Source organism: Streptomyces sp. NPDC002776 (genome assembly GCF_053592195.1).
Window position 1 is genome coordinate 193,765 of the sequence record NZ_JBSFVG010000006.1, and the last position, 16,514, is coordinate 210,278.

A 16,514-nucleotide genomic window follows, 5' to 3' on the forward strand; every position below is an offset into this window, starting at 1 on the left:
ACACCTGACATGGTCCACTACCCTGGACTCAGCAGTACAGCACGATGAACGATACCCGAGCCTCCAGGACTGCCCGTGACCTCGCCAGCGCCGACCACCGCCGCCTCTGCCGCCCCCGCCCCGGCCGGTGCGCCGCGCCGCGGGGGTTCCCTCGGTCCGGTCGGGCTGGTCTTCGCCGGGGGGATCTCGGTCCAGTTCGGCGGCGCCCTCGCGGTGACCCTGATGCCGAGGGCGGGCGCGCTGGGCGTGGTGACGCTGCGGCTGGCGGTGGCGGCGGTGGTCCTGCTGCTGATCTGCCGCCCGCGCGTGCGCGGCCACTCCCGCACCGACTGGGGGACGGTCGTCGTCTTCGGCATCACCATGGCCGCGATGAACGGCCTCTTCTACCAGGCGGTGGCCCGGATCCCGTTGGGCCCCGCGGTGACGCTGGAGGTGCTGGGCCCGCTGGCGCTGTCGGTGCTGGCCTCCCGCCGGGCGGTGAACCTCATCTGGGCCGGTCTGGCGCTCGCGGGCGTCTTCCTTCTCGGCGGGGGAGGCTTCAGCAGCCTGGACCCCGTGGGCGTGGCCTACGCCCTGGGCGCCGGGGCCATGTGGGCGGCGTACATCGTCTTCAGCGCCCGTACGGGCCGACGGTTCCCGCAGGCGGATGGACTCGCGCTGGCGATGGTGGTGGCGGCGGTGCTGTTCCTGCCGCTGGGAGTGGTGGAGTCGGGCGGGAAGCTCCTGGAGCCGATGACGATCGCACTGGGAGCGGCGGTGGCGATCCTGTCCTCGGTGCTCCCCTACACCCTCGAACTCCTGGCGCTACGACGCCTTCCCGCCTCCACCTTCGCCATCCTGATGAGCCTGGAACCGGCCATCGCGGCGACGGCCGGCTTCTTCATCCTCGACCAGGCCCTCGCCACGACGGAGGCGATCGCCATCGCCCTGGTCATCGCGGCAAGCATGGGCGCGGTACGGACACAGGTGGGGCGGGGGAGGGCGAAGACGCCAGCGGTGGCGCCCGAGGCCTGAACCCGTTCGGATCAGCCGAAGGCGCCGTCGGCGGTTGCCGTCACGAAGGTGGTGAAGGTCTTCGGGGTGACGGTGAGAGTTCCGTGGGCGGGGTTCTTGGAGTCGCGGATCGCTATGTGGGGGACGAGGTCGGCGACTTCGAGGCAATCGCCTCCGGTGCTGCCGCTGGACGACGACTTGCGCCAGGTGGCGGTGCCGAGGGGGGCGCACTCGATGCACTGGCCCCCTGTATCCCCGCTGTAAGAAGACTTACGCCAGGTCGCGCCCGTCAGGTTCAGGTTCAGTTCCATACCGTTCCTCCATCACGCGGGCGATCAGGGCCGCCGAGTCGTCCACGGAGAGGGCGGCCGCCTGCAGATGATCGTAACGGACCGAACCCTCCTTGAGCGCTTCAGGATTGGCCGTCATGTGCCCCTGGACGAAGTCCTCGGTGTAGACGATGTCGGGGTCCTTGTCGAAGCGAAGAAGGTTGAACGAACCCATCAGCCCCGTGTGTGCCCCGGCTTCGAACGGCAGCACCTGGATCTCCAGCCATCGGCGCTTCTGCATGGCCAGCAGGTGCGCCAGTTGCTCGCGCATGACTTCCCGGCTGCCGATCTCCTGGTGCAGTACCGCCTCGCTCAACACGACCCACAGCACGGGCGGATGCTCCCGCTCCAGGACCCGTTGCCGGTCCAGTCGGGCTGCCACCTTGCCGTCGAGATCGCCCTCGTCCCGCGCACCCAGCACTGCGCGGGCGTACGCCTTCGTTTGAAGAAGGCCGTCCACCAACTGTGCCTGGAACGAAGAGATGAAGGTCGCCTTCGCCTCCATCTCCGCATACGGCTGAAACCAACTAGGCAACTGGCTCCGCAGAACCAACCCCACGAGCCGCGAAAACGTCCCGCCCGTCCCCAGCGCCGCATCCACCCGCTCGGAGAACTCCCGCTGCGGAACCTTCAGCGCCGTCTCGATCTGCCCGATCAACGACCCCGTACAGAACACGATCGACCCCAGCTGCGCCAGCGTCAGCCCCGCCGCCTCCCGTGACCGCCGCAGCTCGTAGCCGTAGTAGTCCAGGGGCGACGCGCTCGGATCAAGTTGCCGGATGTTGGACACAGCGACCACCTCCAATCACTGAGAGTAGCCACAAGGGTGCGCACAGGTACGGGACTTGCGGGAAAAGAAATCATGCAAGCACGCTTGATTGATTCCGGGCCCGCTGCCATGCTCAGCCCCATGGCCGACCCGACCCCCGTGTTCGACGACCTGCGTGCAGAGACCGATGAACTCGACCGGCTGGTAGCCGAGTTGAGCCCGGACCAGTGGTCCCTCGCCACGCCCGCCCCGCGTTGGACCGTCGCCCACCAGATCGCTCACCTCGCCTGGACCGATCACGCCGCCCTGCTCGCCGTCACCGACGCCGACGCCTTCGCCAAGGAGGTCGAGAAGGCGCTCGCCGCGCCCGAGACCTTCGTCGACGAGGGCGCCGAGGAGGGGGCGAAGAAGCCGCCCGCCGAGATTCTCGCCGCGTGGCGCACCGGACGTAAGGCCCTGGACGACGCCCTGCACGCCGCCCCCGCCGGTGCCCGTTTCCCCTGGTACGGCCCGCCCATGGCCGCCGCCTCCATGGCGAGCGCCCGTCTGATGGAGACCTGGGCCCACGGCCAGGACGTGGCGGACGCGTTGGGTGTGGTGCGCACACCCACCGACCGCCTCCGGCATGTGGCCCGCATCGGTGTGCGCGCCCGCGACTACGCCTTCGCGATCCGCGGACTCACCCCGCCGGTCGAAGAATTCCGCGTCGAACTCGCCGCGCCGAGCGGTGAGGTGTGGGGTTACGGCCCCGAAGGCGCCCCCCAGCGTGTCACCGGCCCCGCCCACGACTTCTGCCTGCTGGTCACCCGGCGTGCCCACCGGGCCGACCTGGCGGTGCGGGCCGAGGGGGAGGACGCCGAGCGGTGGCTGGACATCGCCCAGGCCTTCGCCGGGCCGCCCGGTGCCGATCGGGAGCCCGGGGGAGACGTCACGTGACCCTCCGTATCGGCAACGCCTCCGGGTTCTACGGCGACCGTTTCGACGCCATGCGCGAGATGCTCACCGGCGGTGAACTCGACGTCCTCACCGGCGACTACCTCGCCGAGCTGACCATGCTCATCCTGGGACGCGACCGGCTCAAGGACCCCGGCGCCGGATACGCGCGCACCTTCCTGCGGCAACTGGAGGAGTGCCTCGGGCTCGCCCACGAGCGGGGCGTGCGGATCGTCACCAACGCCGGTGGGCTCAACCCCGCCGGACTCGCCGCCGCCGTACGGGAACTGGCCGACCGGCTCGGCATCCCCGTGCGGGTCGCCCACGTCGAGGGCGACGACCTCACCGCCGCCCACCCCGGCAGCCTCGCCGCGCACGCCTACCTCGGCGGCTTCGGCATCGCCGCCTGCCTCCGGGAGGGCGCCGACGTCGTCGTCACCGGACGGGTCACCGACGCGGCCCTGGTCACCGGGCCCGCTGCCGCCCACTTCGGCTGGACCCCCACGGACCACGACCGGCTCGCGGGCGCCGTCGTCGCCGGACACGTGCTGGAGTGCGGGGCGCAGGCCACCGGCGGGAACTACGCCTTCTTCCAGGGCCGGGACCTCCGCCGGCCCGGCTTCCCGCTCGCCGAGATCCACGCGGACGGCACCGCCGTCATCACCAAGCACCCGGGCACGGGCGGCTTCGTCGACATCGGCACCGTCACCGCCCAGCTCCTCTACGAGACCTCCGGTGCCCGGTACGCCGGGCCCGACGTCACCGCCCGGCTGGACACCGTCCGGCTCGCCCAGGACGGCCCCGACCGCGTCCGTATCGGCCCGGTGCGCGGCGAGGCCCCGCCGCCCACCCTCAAGGTCGGCGTCAACCGGCTCGGCGGGTTCCGCAACGAGGTCGTCTTCGTGCTCACCGGCCTCGACATCGAAGCCAAGGCCGAGCTGGTGCGGGCGCAGCTGACCGACGCGCTCGCCAAGTCGCCGCCCGCCGAGACCCGGTGGGAACTCGTCCGTACCGACCGGGCCGACGCCCCGACCGAGGAGACGGCCAGCGCCCTGCTCCGGCTCGTCGTCCGGGACCCGGACCAGGCGGCCGTCGGGCGGGCGCTCAGCGGGGCCGCCATCGAACTCGCCCTCGCCAGCTACCCCGGGTTCCATGTGCTCGCACCACCCGGAAAGGGCGCTCCCTATGGGGTCTTCGAGGATGCGTACGTCCCCCATGGCGCCGCCGCACATGTGGCCGTCCTCCATGACGGCCGGCGGATCCCTGTGGCGCCGCCCCAGGACACCCGCGTACTGGACGACCTGCCGGAGCCCGCGCTTCCCGAACCGCCGGCGCCCGGCCCCCGTACCCGCGCCCCGCTCGGCCTCGTCGCCGGGGCCCGCAGCGGCGACAAGGGCGGCAACGCCAACGTGGGCGTGTGGGTCCGCACCGACGAGGCCTGGCGCTGGCTCGCGCACGAGCTGACCGTCGACCGGTTCCGGGACCTGCTCCCCGAGTGCGCGGAGCTGCCCGTCCGCCGCCACCCGCTCCCCGCACTGCGCGCCCTGAACTTCGTCGTCGAGGGCATCCTCGGCGCCGGAGTCGCCGCCCAGCACCGTTTCGACCCGCAGGCCAAGGCGCTCGGCGAGTGGCTGCGCTCCCGCCACGTGGACATACCGGAGGCCTTTCTGTGACGGTTCTCAGCACAGCCCTCGATCCCCGGGGCGGCGACTACCGGGCCCACCGCGAGGCCATGCTCGCCAAGCTCGCCGACCTCGACGCCGAGCACGCCAAGGCCCTCGCGGGCGGCGGCGAGAAGTACGTCGAACGGCACCGCAAGCGCGGCAAGCTCCTCGCGCGGGAGCGCATCGAGCTGCTGCTCGATCCCGACACGCCCTTCCTGGAGCTGTCCCCGCTGGCCGCCTGGGGGAGCGACTACGCCGTCGGCGCCTCCCTCGTCACCGGCATCGGGGTCGTCGAGGGCGTGGAGTGCCTGATCACCGCCAACGATCCGACCGTGCGCGGGGGTGCCAGCAACCCCTGGTCGCTGAAGAAGGCCCTGCGCGCCAACGACATCGCGCTCGCCAACCGGCTGCCCTGCATCAGCCTGGTGGAGTCCGGCGGGGCCGACCTCCCGTCCCAGAAGGAGATCTTCATCCCCGGCGGGGCCATCTTCCGGGACCTGACCCGGCTGTCCGCCGCCGGGATCCCCACCGTCGCCGTCGTCTTCGGCAACTCCACCGCGGGCGGCGCCTACGTCCCCGGCATGTCCGACCACGTGATCATGGTCAAGGAGCGCGCCAAGGTGTTCCTCGGCGGGCCCCCGCTGGTCAAGATGGCCACCGGTGAGGAGAGCGACGACGAGTCGCTGGGCGGCGCCGAGATGCACGCGCGCGTGTCGGGGCTCGCCGACTACTTCGCCGTGGACGAGCGGGACGCGCTGCGGCAGGCGCGCCGGGTCGTCGCCCGGCTCAACCACCGCAAGGCGTACCCGGATCCGGGGCCGGCCGAGCCGCCCAAGTACGACGCCGAGGAACTGCTCGGCATCGTCCCGGGCGACCTGCGCACGCCCTTCGACCCGTGTGAGGTCATCGCCCGGATCGTCGACGGCTCCGACTTCGACGAGTTCAAGCCGCTGTACGGGACGAGCCTGGCCACCGGGTGGGCGCGGCTGCACGGTTACCCGGTCGGCATCCTCGCCAACGCCCAGGGCGTGCTGTTCAGCGCGGAGTCGCAGAAGGCCGCCCAGTTCATCCAGCTGGCGAACCAGCGGGACATCCCGCTCCTCTTCCTGCACAACACCACCGGCTACATGGTCGGCAAGGAGTACGAGCAGGGCGGGATCATCAAGCACGGCGCGATGATGATCAACGCGGTGTCCAACTCCCGCGTCCCGCACCTGTCCGTGCTCATGGGGGCCTCCTACGGCGCCGGGCACTACGGCATGTGCGGGCGGGCCTACGATCCGCGCTTCCTGTTCGCCTGGCCCAGCGCCAAGTCGGCCGTCATGGGGCCCCAGCAGCTCGCCGGCGTCCTGTCGATCGTCGCCCGCCAGTCGGCGGCCGCCAAGGGGCTGCCGTACGACGACGAGGGGGACGCGGCCCTGCGGGCCATGGTGGAGCAGCAGATCGAATCCGAGTCGCTGCCCATGTTCCTGTCCGGGCGGCTCTACGACGACGGCGTCATCGACCCGCGCGACACCCGCACCGTGCTCGGCCTGTGCCTGTCCGCCGTCCACACGGCGCCCTACGAGGGCGCCCGCGGTGGCTTCGGCGTCTTCCGGATGTGAGGGATCAGCAGTGATCACTTCTGTACTCGTCGCCAACCGGGGCGAGATCGCCTGCCGGGTCTTCCGCACCTGCCACGAGATGGGGATCCGGACCGTCGCCGTGCACTCGGGCGCCGACGACAACGCCCTGCACACGCGCGTGGCCGACACCGCGGTACGGCTGCCGGGGGCGACGCCCGCCGAGACGTATCTGCGCGGCGATCTGATCGTGAAGGCCGCCGTCGCGGCCGGCGCGGACGCCGTGCACCCCGGCTACGGCTTCCTCTCCGAGAACGCCGGCTTCGCGCGTGCCGTGCTGGACGCGGGCCTGATCTGGATCGGGCCGCCGCCGGAGGCCATCGAGGCGATGGCCTCCAAGACCCGCGCGAAGGAGCTGATGGGCCTCGCGCCGCTGGGCGAGGTCACGTCGGGCGACCTGCCGGTCCTCGTGAAGGCCGCCGCGGGCGGCGGGGGACGCGGGATGCGCATCGTGCGCCGCCTCGACGAACTCGACGCCGCCCTGGAGGCCGCCCGCGCGGAGGCCACCAGCGCCTTCGGCGACGGCGAGGTCTTCGTCGAGCCCTATGTGGAGCACGGCCGGCACGTCGAGGTGCAGGTGCTCGCGGACACGCACGGCACGGTGTGGGCGCTGGGCACCCGCGACTGCTCCCTCCAGCGCCGCCACCAAAAGGTCGTCGAGGAGGCACCGGCACCCGGCCTCCCGGACCGGCTCGAAGAAGAGCTGCGCGCGCTGGCCGTACGCGCCGCGCGTGCCGTCCGCTACGTCGGCGCGGGCACCGTCGAGTTCCTCGTCGCCGACGACACCGCGCACTTCCTGGAGATGAACACCCGCCTCCAGGTCGAACACCCCGTGACGGAAGCCGTGTTCGGCGTCGACCTGGTCGCCCTGCAACTGAGCGTCGCCGAGGGGCAGCGCCTCGACGGCGAGCCCCCACGCGCGCGTGGCCACGCGATCGAGGCCCGCCTCTACGCCGAGGACCCGGCCCGCGACTGGGCCCCGCAGACCGGCACCCTGCACCGGCTCGCCGTCCCCGACGGCGTGCGCCTGGACAGCGGCTACGGCGACGGCGACGAGATCGGCGTCCACTACGACCCGATGCTCGCCAAGCTGATCGCCCACGCCCCCACCCGCGCGGGCGCGTTGCGCAAGCTCGCGGGCGCCCTGGAGAGGGCCACGATCCACGGCCCGGTCACCAACCGCGACCTCCTCGTCCGCTCCCTGCGCCACGAGGAGTTCACCACGGCCCGGATGAACACCGGCTTCTACGACCGCCACCTCCCCGCCCTCACCGACCCCGCCCCCGACCCGCACGCCCCCCTGGCCGCGGCCCTGGCCGACGCCCACCGCACGGGCTCCCGCTTCGGCGGCTGGCGCAACGTGCCCTCCCAGCCGCAGATCAAGCGCTACGCCATGGCGGGCGAGGAGCACGAGGTCCGCTACCGCCACACCAGGGCGGGCCTGGAGGCGGACGGCGTACGCGTCGTACAGGCGAGCGCGGGCCTGGTCGTACTCGAAGCGGACGGCGTACAGCGCAGGTTCGAGGTGGCGCGCTACGGCGACGCCCTGTACGTCAACAACACGGCCCTGAAACCCCTGCCCCGCTTCCCCGATCCCACGGCCCAGCTCGCCCCGGGCTCCCTCCTCGCCCCCATGCCGGGCACGGTCGTCCGCGTCGCGGAGGGACTGGCCGTAGGAGCGGCCGTACAGGCCGGAGAGCCCCTGTTGTGGCTGGAGGCGATGAAGATGGAACACAAGATCACAGCACCGGTCACGGGAACGCTGACGGCCTTGCAGGCAGTGCGCGGCCAACAGGTGACGGTGGGCGCTCTGCTGGCGGTCGTGGATCCGACCTGAGGGGCGCGGGGAACTGCGCGAGCAACCACACAAGACCCGCACCCGGGAAGGAGCCCCATGCACCCCACTCTCGAATCCGAAGAACACAAGGCCCTCCGATCAGCCGTAGCCTCCCTCGGCAAACGCCACGGCCGCAATTTCGACCGGGAAGCTCTCTGGAAAGAGGCAGCCAAACTCGGCTATCTCGGCGTCAACCTGCCGGAGGCATACGGCGGTGGCGGCGGCGGAATCGCCGAACTCTCCATAGTCCTCGAAGAACTCGGCGCAGCAGGCTGCCCTCTCCTCATGATGGTCGTCTCCCCCGCCATCTGCGGCACAGTGATCGCCCGTTTCGGAACAGACGCCCAAAAACAGGAGTGGCTCCCCGCCCTCGCCGACGGCACCCGCACCATGGCCTTCGGCATCACCGAACCCGACGCCGGTTCCAACAGCCACCGCATCACCACCACCGCCCGCCGGGACGGCACCGACTGGCTGCTCACCGGCCGCAAGGTCTTCATCTCCGGCGTCGACATCGCGGACGCGACCCTCATCGTCGGCCGCACCGAGGACGCCCGCACCGGCCATCTCAAGCCCTGCCTGTTCATCGTCCCGCGCGACGCCGAAGGCTTCCAGCGGCGGCAGATCGACATGGAACTCAACGCCGCCGAGAAGCAGTTCGAGCTGACCCTGGACGACGTACGGCTGCCCGCCGACGCGCTCGTCGGCGACGAGGACGCGGGACTCCTCCAGCTGTTCGCCGGTCTCAACCCCGAGCGCGTCATGACCGCCGCGTTCGCGATCGGCATGGGCCGCTACGCCCTCGCGCAAGCGATTGCGTACGCCCGCGACCGCACCGTATGGAAGGCCCCGATCGGCTCCCACCAGGCCATCGCGCACCCCCTCGCGCAGGCGCACATCGAGCTGGAACTGGCCCGCCTGATGATGCAGAAGGCGGCCCATCTGTACGACACCGGGGACGACATGGGGGCCGGGGAGGCCGCCAACATGGCCAAGTACGCGGCCGGGGAAGCCTGTGTGAAGGCGGTCGACCAGGCCGTGCACACGCTCGGCGGGAACGGCCTCACGCGCGAGTTCGGACTTGCGTCCCTGATCACCGCCGCGCGCGTGGCCCGTATCGCCCCGGTGAGCCGGGAGATGATCCTCAACTACGTCTCCCACCAGACCCTGGGCCTGCCCAAGTCGTACTAGGCCGTCTTGGAGGAACGATGTTCCGCAGCGAGTACGCAGACGTCCCGCCCGTCGAACTCCCCATCCACGACGCCGTCCTCGGCAGGGCCGCCGAGTTCGGCGACACACCCGCGCTGATCGACGGCACGAACGGCATGACCCTCACCTACGCGCAGGTGGACCATTTCCACCGGCGCATCGCCGCCGCGCTGGCCGAGGCGGGGGTCCGCAAGGGTGACGTCCTCGCCCTGCACAGCCCGAACACGGTGGCCTTCCCGACCGCCTTCTACGCCGCCACGCGCGCGGGTGCCTCCGTCACCACCGTGCACCCGCTCGCCACGCCCGAGGAGTTCGCCAAGCAGCTGAAGGACGCGGAGGCCCGCTGGATCGTCACCGTCTCCCCGCTGCTGGAGGTCGCCCGGCGGGCCGCCGGACTCGCGGGCGGCATCGAGGAGATCCTCGTCTGCGACAGCGCCCCCGGCCACCGCTCGCTGATCGACATGCTCGCCTCCACCGCCCCCGAACCGCAGGTCGACATCGACCCCGCCGAGGACGTCGCCGTGCTGCCGTACTCCTCCGGCACGACCGGCGTGCCCAAAGGCGTGATGCTCACCCACCGGCAGATCGCCACCAACCTCGCCCAGCTCGAACCGTCGGTACCGGCGAAACCCGGCGACCGCATCCTCGCCGTCCTGCCCTTCTTCCACGTCTACGGCCTCACCGCCCTCATGAACGCCCCCCTCAGAAAAGGCGCCACGGTCGTCGTCCTGCCGCGCTTCGAGCTGGAGACCTTCCTCGCGGCCATCCAGGACCACCGCATCACCGACCTGTTCGTGGCCCCGCCGATCGTCCTCGCCCTCGCCAAGCACCCCCTGGTCGCCCAGTACGACCTGTCGTCCCTGAGGCACATCGTCAGCGCCGCCGCCCCCCTGGACGCCCAGCTCGCCGCGGCCTGCTCGCAGCGCCTGGACCTGCCCCCGATCGGCCAGGCGTACGGCATGACCGAACTGTCCCCCGGCACCCATGTCGTGCCCCTGGAGAGCATGCGCGAGGCGCCCCCCGGCACCGTCGGCAAGCTCATCGCCGGCACCGAGATGCGGATCGTCTCCCTCGACGATCCCGGCAAGGACCTGGACGTCGGCGAGGCCGGCGAGATCCTGATCCGCGGCCCGCAGGTGATGAAGGGCTATCTCAAGCGTCCCGAGGACACCGCCGCGATGATCGACGAGGAGGGCTGGCTGCACACCGGCGACGTCGGCCGGGTCGACGCCGAGGGCTGGCTGTTCGTCGTCGACCGGGTCAAGGAGCTCATCAAGTACAAGGGCTTCCAGGTGGCCCCCGCCGAACTGGAGGCACTGCTGCTCACCCACCCCGGCATCGCCGACGCCGCCGTCATCGGCGTCCCCGACGACAACGGCAACGAGGTCCCCCGCGCGTACGTGGTCCGCCAGCCGTCGGCCGCGGACCTCTCCGAGGGGGAGGTCATGATGCACGTCGCCGAACGTGTCGCCCCCTACAAGCGGATCCGCCAGGTCTCCTTCATCGACGGCGTGCCCCGGGCCGCCTCCGGGAAGATCCTGCGGCGCGAACTCAGGGAGCGCACGTGACACTGATCGGCCGCGCACGCGCGCGGGACGTCGAGACGCTCACCCTCGACTCGCCGGACAACCGCAATGCCCTGTCGGCCGAGCTGGTCGGCGAACTCACCGACGCCCTCACCGACTGCGCCGAGGACCCGGGCGTCCGCGCGGTCCTCCTCACCCACACCGGCAACACCTTCAGCGCGGGCGCCGACCTGCGCGACCCGCCCCACCCGGACGCGCTGGTCGGCCTGCTGCGGCGGATCGTCGAACTGCCCCGGCCCGTCGTCGCCCGCGTCACCGGCCACGTACGCGCGGGCGGCCTGGGCCTGATGGCCGCGTGCGACATCGCGGTCGCCGCGCACTCGGCGACCTTCGCGTTCACGGAAGTACGGATCGGGGTGGCCCCCGCGGTCATCTCGCTCCCGCTGCTGCCACGCACCGACCCCCGCGCCCTCGCCCGCTACTACCTCACCGGCGAGCGCTTCGACGCCCCCGAGGCGGCCCGGATCGGCCTGCTGACGGCCGCCGGGGACGACGTGGACGCCGTACTGGAGCCCGTCCTCGACGGCCTGCGGCGCTCCGCCCCCGAGGCCCTGGCCGAGACCAAGCGGCTGCTCACGGCTAGGGTGCTGGAGTCATTCGACCGGGACGCGGCCGACCTCACCGCGCTCTCGGCCCGGCTGTTCTCCGCCCCGCAGGCCCGCGAGGGGATGACGGCCTTCCTGGAGCGACGGGATCCCTCATGGGTGGTGTGAGTACGGCCGAACGCGACCGCGTTCCCAAGCAGGACCGCAGCCGGGCGACCAGGCAGCGCCTCCTGGAGGCCGCCGTGGCCTGTCTCGCCGAACACGGCTGGGCGGGCTCCACGGTGTCCGTCGTCGCCGAGCGCGCCGGGGTCTCCCGGGGCGCCGCCCAGCACCACTTCCCGACCCGCGAGGACCTGTTCACGGCCGCCGTCGAGTACGTCGCCGAGGAACGCTCCACGGCCCTGCGGGCACTGTTCCCGACAGGCGCGGCGGAGGACCGGCGGGCGGTGGTGTCGGCGCTGGTCGACCTGTACACCGGGCCCCTGTTCCGCGCCGCCCTGCATCTGTGGGTCGCGGCGTCGAACGAGGAGCAGCTGCGCCCGCGCGTCACCGAGCTGGAGGCCCGGGTCGGCCGGGAGACGCACCGTATCGCCGTGGAGCTGCTCGGGGCGGACGAGTCCGCGCCGGGGGTGCGGGAGACCGTGCAGGGGCTGCTCGACATGGCCCGGGGGCTGGGGCTCGCGAACCTGCTGACGGACGACCAGGGGCGGCGCGAGCGGGTCGTGGCACAGTGGGCCGCCCTGCTGGACGGGACACTGGGCGGGACCCTCAGGGACTGAGCCGCTCCACCCGCCAGCCCCCGTCCGGCCGGATCACGTACCGCAGCCGGTCGTGCAGCCGGTTCTCGCGGCCCTGCCAGAACTCCACCGACTGCGGGGCCACCCGGAAACCGCCCCAGTTCGGCGGCACGGGCACCTGCTCGCCCTCCGGATAGCGGGCGGCCAGCTCCGCGTACGAGGCGTCCAGATCGGCCCGCGTGGTGATGACCGTGGACTGCTCGCTGGCCCAGGCACCGAGCTGGGAGCCGTGCGGGCGGGTACGGAAGTACGCGGCCGTCTCGTCCCGCCCGGTGCGCCGCGCGATGCCCTGGACGATGACCTGACGAGCCATCGGGTGCCAGGGGAACAGCAGCGAGACGTACGGGTTCTCCGCCAGGTCACGGGCCTTGCGGGAGTCGTAGTTGGTGTAGAAGACGAAGCCCTGCTCGTCGAACTGCTTCAGCAGCACCGTGCGGGAGCTGGGCCGGCCCTCGGCGTCCGCGGTGGAGACGACCATGGCGTTCGGCTCGAACAGATGAGCCTCGCTCGCGGCCTGCTTGAACCACCGCGCGAACTGTTCCACCGGCGTGGCGGCCAGCTCGTGCTCGGCGAGGCCCGCGGCCCGGTACTGCTGGCGCATCACGGCGGGGTCCGGCGGTACGGCGTCTCGGTCGGTCACGCGGTCATCTTGCCGTATACGCGCGGCCCGTTCGGCACGGTGTCCTTCATCACTGCGTGGCACTCAGTGCCGCAAGCCCTCCCCAAAGGTGGCACTCGGGGATATCGTTCTGATGCCGTTCGGTTGGGTGACCGCCAGTCGCACGGGGCATCACTGGGGTACCGCCCAGGACCGCGAGTCCTTCGAGCCACGACCGCGGATCCACCGGGCGCGCAGCCGTCCCTGCCGCACCAGAACTCGGTCCGCACCATCACCCCCACAACACCATCTGTCCCACACCTCACGAGGGAGCCGCCTGATGTCCGACTTCGTACCCGGACTCGAAGGAGTCGTCGCGTTCGAGACGGAGATCGCCGAACCCGACAAGGAGGGCGGCGCACTCAGGTACCGGGGCGTCGACATCGAGGACCTCGTCGGCCAGGTCTCGTTCGGCAACGTCTGGGGCCTGCTCGTCGACGGGGCCTTCAACCCCGGCCTGCCGCCCGCCGAGCCGTTCCCGATCCCGGTGCACTCCGGCGACATCCGCGTCGACGTCCAGTCCGCGCTCGCCATGCTGGCGCCCGTGTGGGGCCTGAAGCCGCTGCTCGACATCGATGCCGACCAGGCCCGTGAGGACCTCGCCAGGGCCGCCGTCATGGCCCTGTCCTACGTCGCCCAGTCCGCGCGCGGGCAGGGCCTGCCGATGGTGCCGCAGCGGGAGATCGACAAGGCGCAGTCCGTCGTCGAGCGGTTCATGATCCGCTGGCGGGGCGAGCCGGACCCCAAGCACGTCGCCGCCGTCGACGCGTACTGGACCTCCGCCGCCGAGCACGGCATGAACGCTTCCACCTTCACCGCCCGCGTGATCGCCTCCACCGGCGCGGATGTCGCCGCCGCGCTCTCCGGCGCCGTAGGGGCGATGTCCGGGCCGCTGCACGGCGGTGCGCCCTCGCGCGTGCTGTACATGATCGAGGAGATCGAGCGGACCGGGGACGCCGAGGCGTACGTGAAGCAGGCGCTCGACCGGGGCGAGCGGCTCATGGGCTTCGGGCACCGGGTGTACCGCGCCGAGGACCCCCGCGCGCGCGTGCTGCGGCGTACGGCGCGGGAGCTGGGCGCGCCACGCTTCGAGGTGGCCGAGGCGCTGGAGAAGGCGGCGCTGGCCGAGCTGCACGCCCGGCGTCCCGACCGGGTGCTGGCCACCAACGTGGAGTTCTGGGCGGCGATCGTCCTCGACTTCGCCGAGGTGCCGGCCCACATGTTCACGTCGATGTTCACCTGCGCGCGCACCGCCGGATGGTCGGCGCACATCCTGGAGCAGAAGCACACCGGCCGCCTGGTCCGGCCGTCCGCACGGTACGTCGGCCCCGGCTCGCGGGACCCCCGACAGGTCGAGGGCTACGCCGACATCACCCCCTGAGCCCGGGCGGCAAACGCAGACGACCCGCGAGCTCGGTTCCTCCGCCGTGAGGCGGAGAAGCCGGCCGGACGCACCGGCGAGCTCGCGGGTCGGGTGACTGCGTTGGATTGGCCGGCTGCGGGTGTCTCGCCCCCGCTGGTCCGGCGCCGAACTGAGTACGACGGCGGACTACTAGCCCGCAGTCACCTCGCGCGCCCGGGATTCATACATGTACCGGATCACCTCCTTTCAGCGATGGACCTCACCCTAGGAAGCGGCCGGGGAGCGTTCAACCGATTTTTCGGGAAGGTGACCGGGCTGCTTCAAGGCGGACGCTGTAGCCGTATCCGTCGCCCCGCTGAAGGAGCCGCAGATTGCGGTGAATCTTCCGGGCGGCGAGATTGAGGGGCGTGTGGTGCGGGGAGACGGTTCGTGTGAATGATCTTCATGTCGTACCGTCGGCGCGGATTCGGCATGGCGCTGTACGAGCACTGTCTTGCGCGCGCGGGCTGGGTGCCCGGGGCATCGAGACCGTCGTCCTCGCCGCCAACACCGACGGGCTGCGGTTCGCCGAGGCGCGGGGGTTCGTCGAGGTGGAGCGGTACGTGGCGCCCGAGGACGAGACCGAGGTGTGGCTCACGCTGCGGCTCGAGGGGTGAGTGGTACGACGTTTCCGGCGTACAACGATTCTCTCAATCTTGTGGGAACCCGGTGTGTGCTGCGTCACGTTCGAGTTGAATGATTGTTAGTGGGCGAACCGCCGCACCGTACGCGTGCGGACGCGGCTTGGCAGGGGGTCCAGGTGAGTGCTTCCCGGCGTAGTGGGACCACCGACGAGCTGGGGCCGGACGAACCCGAGGGGACCGGTCCCGAGGGCTCCGGCGGCTCCGATCTGCTCGCCGCGCTGCTGGACGGGATGGACGCGGCGCTGTGCGCCTTCGACGCCGACGGTGTCGTCACGCACTGGAACCGTGAGGCCGAGCGGATCCTCGGCTGGACCGCCGCCGAGGCGGTCGGGCGGCAGGGCTTCGCCGGCTGGGCCGTGCGCAGCGCGGACGCCGAGGAGGTCGAGGGGCGGCTGATGTCCGCCATGGACGCCCCCGGACGGCAGGTGAACGAGTTCGCGCTGCTCACCAAGGACGGCGGCCGGGTCCTCGTACGCACCCAGTCCGCGGCCGTCCGCGGCCCCGACGGCAAGCCCGCGGGCGTCTACTGCGCCTTCAGCGAGGTGCACGCGCAGATCGACCTGGAGCGGTCCATCGCGCTCAGCGAGGCCCTGTTCGAGGACGCGAGCTGGGGCGTCGTCCTCGTCGACGCCGACCTGCGCCCCGCCGTCGTCAACGCGCACGCCGCCCGCGCGCTGGGCATCGGGCGTACGTCCGTCCTGGGCCGCCCGCTCGGCGAGCTGCTCGCCCGGGGCGTCGAGGAACTGGAGAGCGCCCTCACCCACGTCCTCGCGGAAGGCGCGCCTCCGGCCCCGGCGGAGATTTGGGTGAGCGTGCGCACCCCCGACGGCGAGCAGCGGCGCTGCTGGCGCTGCGGCTTCGTACGGCTGGCCTCACCGCTGGCCGAGGAGCCGGTGCCGCTCGGTGTGGGCTGGCTCTTCCAGGACGTCACCGAGGCCAAGCAGGGCGAGCAGGAGGCGGCGCTGCTGCGGTTCCGCTCCAACCAGATGCACCGGGCCGCGCGGGCCGCGGCGGAGTGCGAGGACCCCGCGGAGGCGGCCACCGTCCATCTCGACTTCGCGCTGGCCGGGTTCGCCGACCACGCCCTGGTCGACCGGATCGCGGGCGGCACCCTGAGCGACGCCGACTCGGCCGGTCCGGTCCGCCTGGTCAGATCCGCGGCCACGCCCTCCGGCGCTCCGGGCCCGAGCCTGCCCACCGGCGCCGCCGGTCTGCCCGTGCGCTACACGGAGGGCCACCCGGCGCTGCAGTGCGTGGCGCGCGCCGGATCGGTCCGGGCCAGCGTCGGCACCGTACCGCCGGAACAGGCCCGCGCCTGGGCGGAGGCCCGCCAGTGGCCGCCGGACGCGGTGCACGCCCTGTGCGCGGTCCTGCGCAGCCGGGGCCGCACGCTGGGCGTGGTGACGTTCCTGCGGGGCGGCGGCCGGACCCCCTTCGAGCGCTCCGACGCGGCCTACGCGGAGGACGTGGCGGCCCGCATCGCGACGGCCCTGGACCTGGCGAACGCCCTCTGAGGGCTCATCGCC

General features: G+C 72.0%; 15 protein-coding genes. 12 read left to right on the plus strand and 3 right to left on the minus strand.

Annotated features, from left to right (window positions below; all coding sequences use genetic code 11):
* Positions 1-75 precede the first annotated feature (75 nt).
* A complete protein-coding gene (locus tag ACWD11_RS15075; protein WP_389418148.1) occupies positions 76-1,014 on the plus strand; it encodes an EamA family transporter in 939 nt (312 codons plus the stop codon).
* An 11-nt stretch (positions 1,015-1,025) separates the two neighbouring features.
* Here the strand turns inward: ACWD11_RS15075 and ACWD11_RS15080 are convergent, their stop codons facing one another.
* Positions 1,026-1,304 carry a DUF397 domain-containing protein gene (locus tag ACWD11_RS15080; protein ID WP_451283331.1) on the minus strand — a complete coding sequence of 93 codons (279 nt, stop codon included), beginning with the start codon at positions 1,302-1,304 and terminating at the stop codon, positions 1,026-1,028.
* Positions 1,264-2,112, minus strand: a complete 849-nt coding sequence (locus tag ACWD11_RS15085) for a helix-turn-helix domain-containing protein (protein WP_389418150.1) — start codon at positions 2,110-2,112, stop codon at positions 1,264-1,266. Before ACWD11_RS15085 ends, ACWD11_RS15080 begins: the two co-directional genes overlap by 41 nt.
* 120 nt (positions 2,113-2,232) lie before the next feature.
* On the opposite strand from ACWD11_RS15085, the gene ACWD11_RS15090 reads away from it, so the two are divergent.
* The 8 genes from ACWD11_RS15090 to ACWD11_RS15125 are packed head-to-tail and all read left to right on the plus strand — an operon-like array spanning position 2,233 to position 12,266.
* Entirely contained in the window at positions 2,233-3,027 is a 795-nt protein-coding gene (locus ACWD11_RS15090; protein WP_451283333.1) for a TIGR03084 family metal-binding protein, read from the plus strand.
* Complete coding sequence (locus ACWD11_RS15095) at positions 3,024-4,697, plus strand: acyclic terpene utilization AtuA family protein (protein WP_451283335.1); 1,674 nt, start codon at positions 3,024-3,026, stop codon at positions 4,695-4,697. Before ACWD11_RS15090 ends, ACWD11_RS15095 begins: the two co-directional genes overlap by 4 nt.
* On the plus strand, positions 4,694-6,292 hold the full coding sequence (locus ACWD11_RS15100) for an acyl-CoA carboxylase subunit beta (protein ID WP_451283337.1): 1,599 nt from the start codon (positions 4,694-4,696) through the stop codon (positions 6,290-6,292). Before ACWD11_RS15095 ends, ACWD11_RS15100 begins: the two co-directional genes overlap by 4 nt.
* Before the next feature lie 10 nt (positions 6,293-6,302).
* A complete protein-coding gene (locus tag ACWD11_RS15105) occupies positions 6,303-8,147 on the plus strand; it encodes an ATP-binding protein (protein ID WP_451283339.1) in 1,845 nt (614 codons plus the stop codon).
* Between the two features lie 57 nt (positions 8,148-8,204).
* Positions 8,205-9,338, plus strand: a complete 1,134-nt coding sequence (locus ACWD11_RS15110) for an acyl-CoA dehydrogenase family protein (RefSeq protein ID WP_451283341.1) — start codon at positions 8,205-8,207, stop codon at positions 9,336-9,338.
* Between the two features lie 17 nt (positions 9,339-9,355).
* Positions 9,356-10,924 carry a 4-coumarate--CoA ligase family protein gene (locus ACWD11_RS15115; RefSeq protein WP_451283343.1) on the plus strand — a complete coding sequence of 523 codons (1,569 nt, stop codon included), beginning with the start codon at positions 9,356-9,358 and terminating at the stop codon, positions 10,922-10,924.
* Complete coding sequence (locus tag ACWD11_RS15120) at positions 10,921-11,655, plus strand: enoyl-CoA hydratase family protein (RefSeq protein ID WP_389418157.1); 735 nt, start codon at positions 10,921-10,923, stop codon at positions 11,653-11,655. The genes ACWD11_RS15115 and ACWD11_RS15120 overlap by 4 nt, the downstream gene beginning before the upstream one ends.
* The gene (locus ACWD11_RS15125; RefSeq protein ID WP_389418158.1) at positions 11,643-12,266 is read left to right on the plus strand and encodes a TetR/AcrR family transcriptional regulator; all 624 of its coding nucleotides are present in this window, start codon (positions 11,643-11,645) and stop codon (positions 12,264-12,266) included. Before ACWD11_RS15120 ends, ACWD11_RS15125 begins: the two co-directional genes overlap by 13 nt.
* Here ACWD11_RS15125 and pdxH read toward each other — a convergent pair.
* Positions 12,256-12,924, minus strand: coding sequence for a pyridoxamine 5'-phosphate oxidase (pdxH, locus tag ACWD11_RS15130; RefSeq protein ID WP_389418159.1), 669 nt, complete (start codon positions 12,922-12,924; stop codon positions 12,256-12,258). The genes ACWD11_RS15125 and pdxH overlap by 11 nt on opposite strands.
* A gap of 298 nt (positions 12,925-13,222) precedes the next feature.
* On the opposite strand from pdxH, the gene ACWD11_RS15135 reads away from it, so the two are divergent.
* The 3 genes from ACWD11_RS15135 (at position 13,223) to ACWD11_RS15145 (ending at position 16,502) form a co-directional block, all read left to right on the plus strand.
* Positions 13,223-14,323 carry a citrate synthase 2 gene (locus tag ACWD11_RS15135; RefSeq protein WP_389418160.1) on the plus strand — a complete coding sequence of 367 codons (1,101 nt, stop codon included), beginning with the start codon at positions 13,223-13,225 and terminating at the stop codon, positions 14,321-14,323.
* A gap of 413 nt (positions 14,324-14,736) precedes the next feature.
* Positions 14,737-14,961, plus strand: coding sequence for a hypothetical protein (locus ACWD11_RS15140; RefSeq protein ID WP_451283346.1), 225 nt, complete (start codon positions 14,737-14,739; stop codon positions 14,959-14,961).
* A 143-nt stretch (positions 14,962-15,104) separates the two neighbouring features.
* Entirely contained in the window at positions 15,105-16,502 is a 1,398-nt protein-coding gene (locus ACWD11_RS15145; protein ID WP_389418161.1) for a PAS domain-containing protein, read from the plus strand.
* Positions 16,503-16,514: the final 12 nt, after the last annotated feature.

Excerpts from the sequence above, each read along its gene's own strand:
- ACWD11_RS15080 (WP_451283331.1), bottom strand. The coding sequence starts at position 1,304 with ATGGAACTGAACCTGAACCTGACGGGCGCGACCTGGCGTAAGTCTTCT.
- ACWD11_RS15090 (WP_451283333.1), top strand. The coding sequence starts at position 2,233 with ATGGCCGACCCGACCCCCGTGTTCGACGACCTGCGTGCAGAGACCGAT.
- ACWD11_RS15110 (WP_451283341.1), top strand. The coding sequence starts at position 8,205 with ATGCACCCCACTCTCGAATCCGAAGAACACAAGGCCCTCCGATCAGCC.
- ACWD11_RS15115 (WP_451283343.1), top strand. The coding sequence starts at position 9,356 with ATGTTCCGCAGCGAGTACGCAGACGTCCCGCCCGTCGAACTCCCCATC.
- ACWD11_RS15125 (WP_389418158.1), top strand. The coding sequence starts at position 11,643 with ATGGGTGGTGTGAGTACGGCCGAACGCGACCGCGTTCCCAAGCAGGAC.
- ACWD11_RS15135 (WP_389418160.1), top strand. The coding sequence starts at position 13,223 with ATGTCCGACTTCGTACCCGGACTCGAAGGAGTCGTCGCGTTCGAGACG.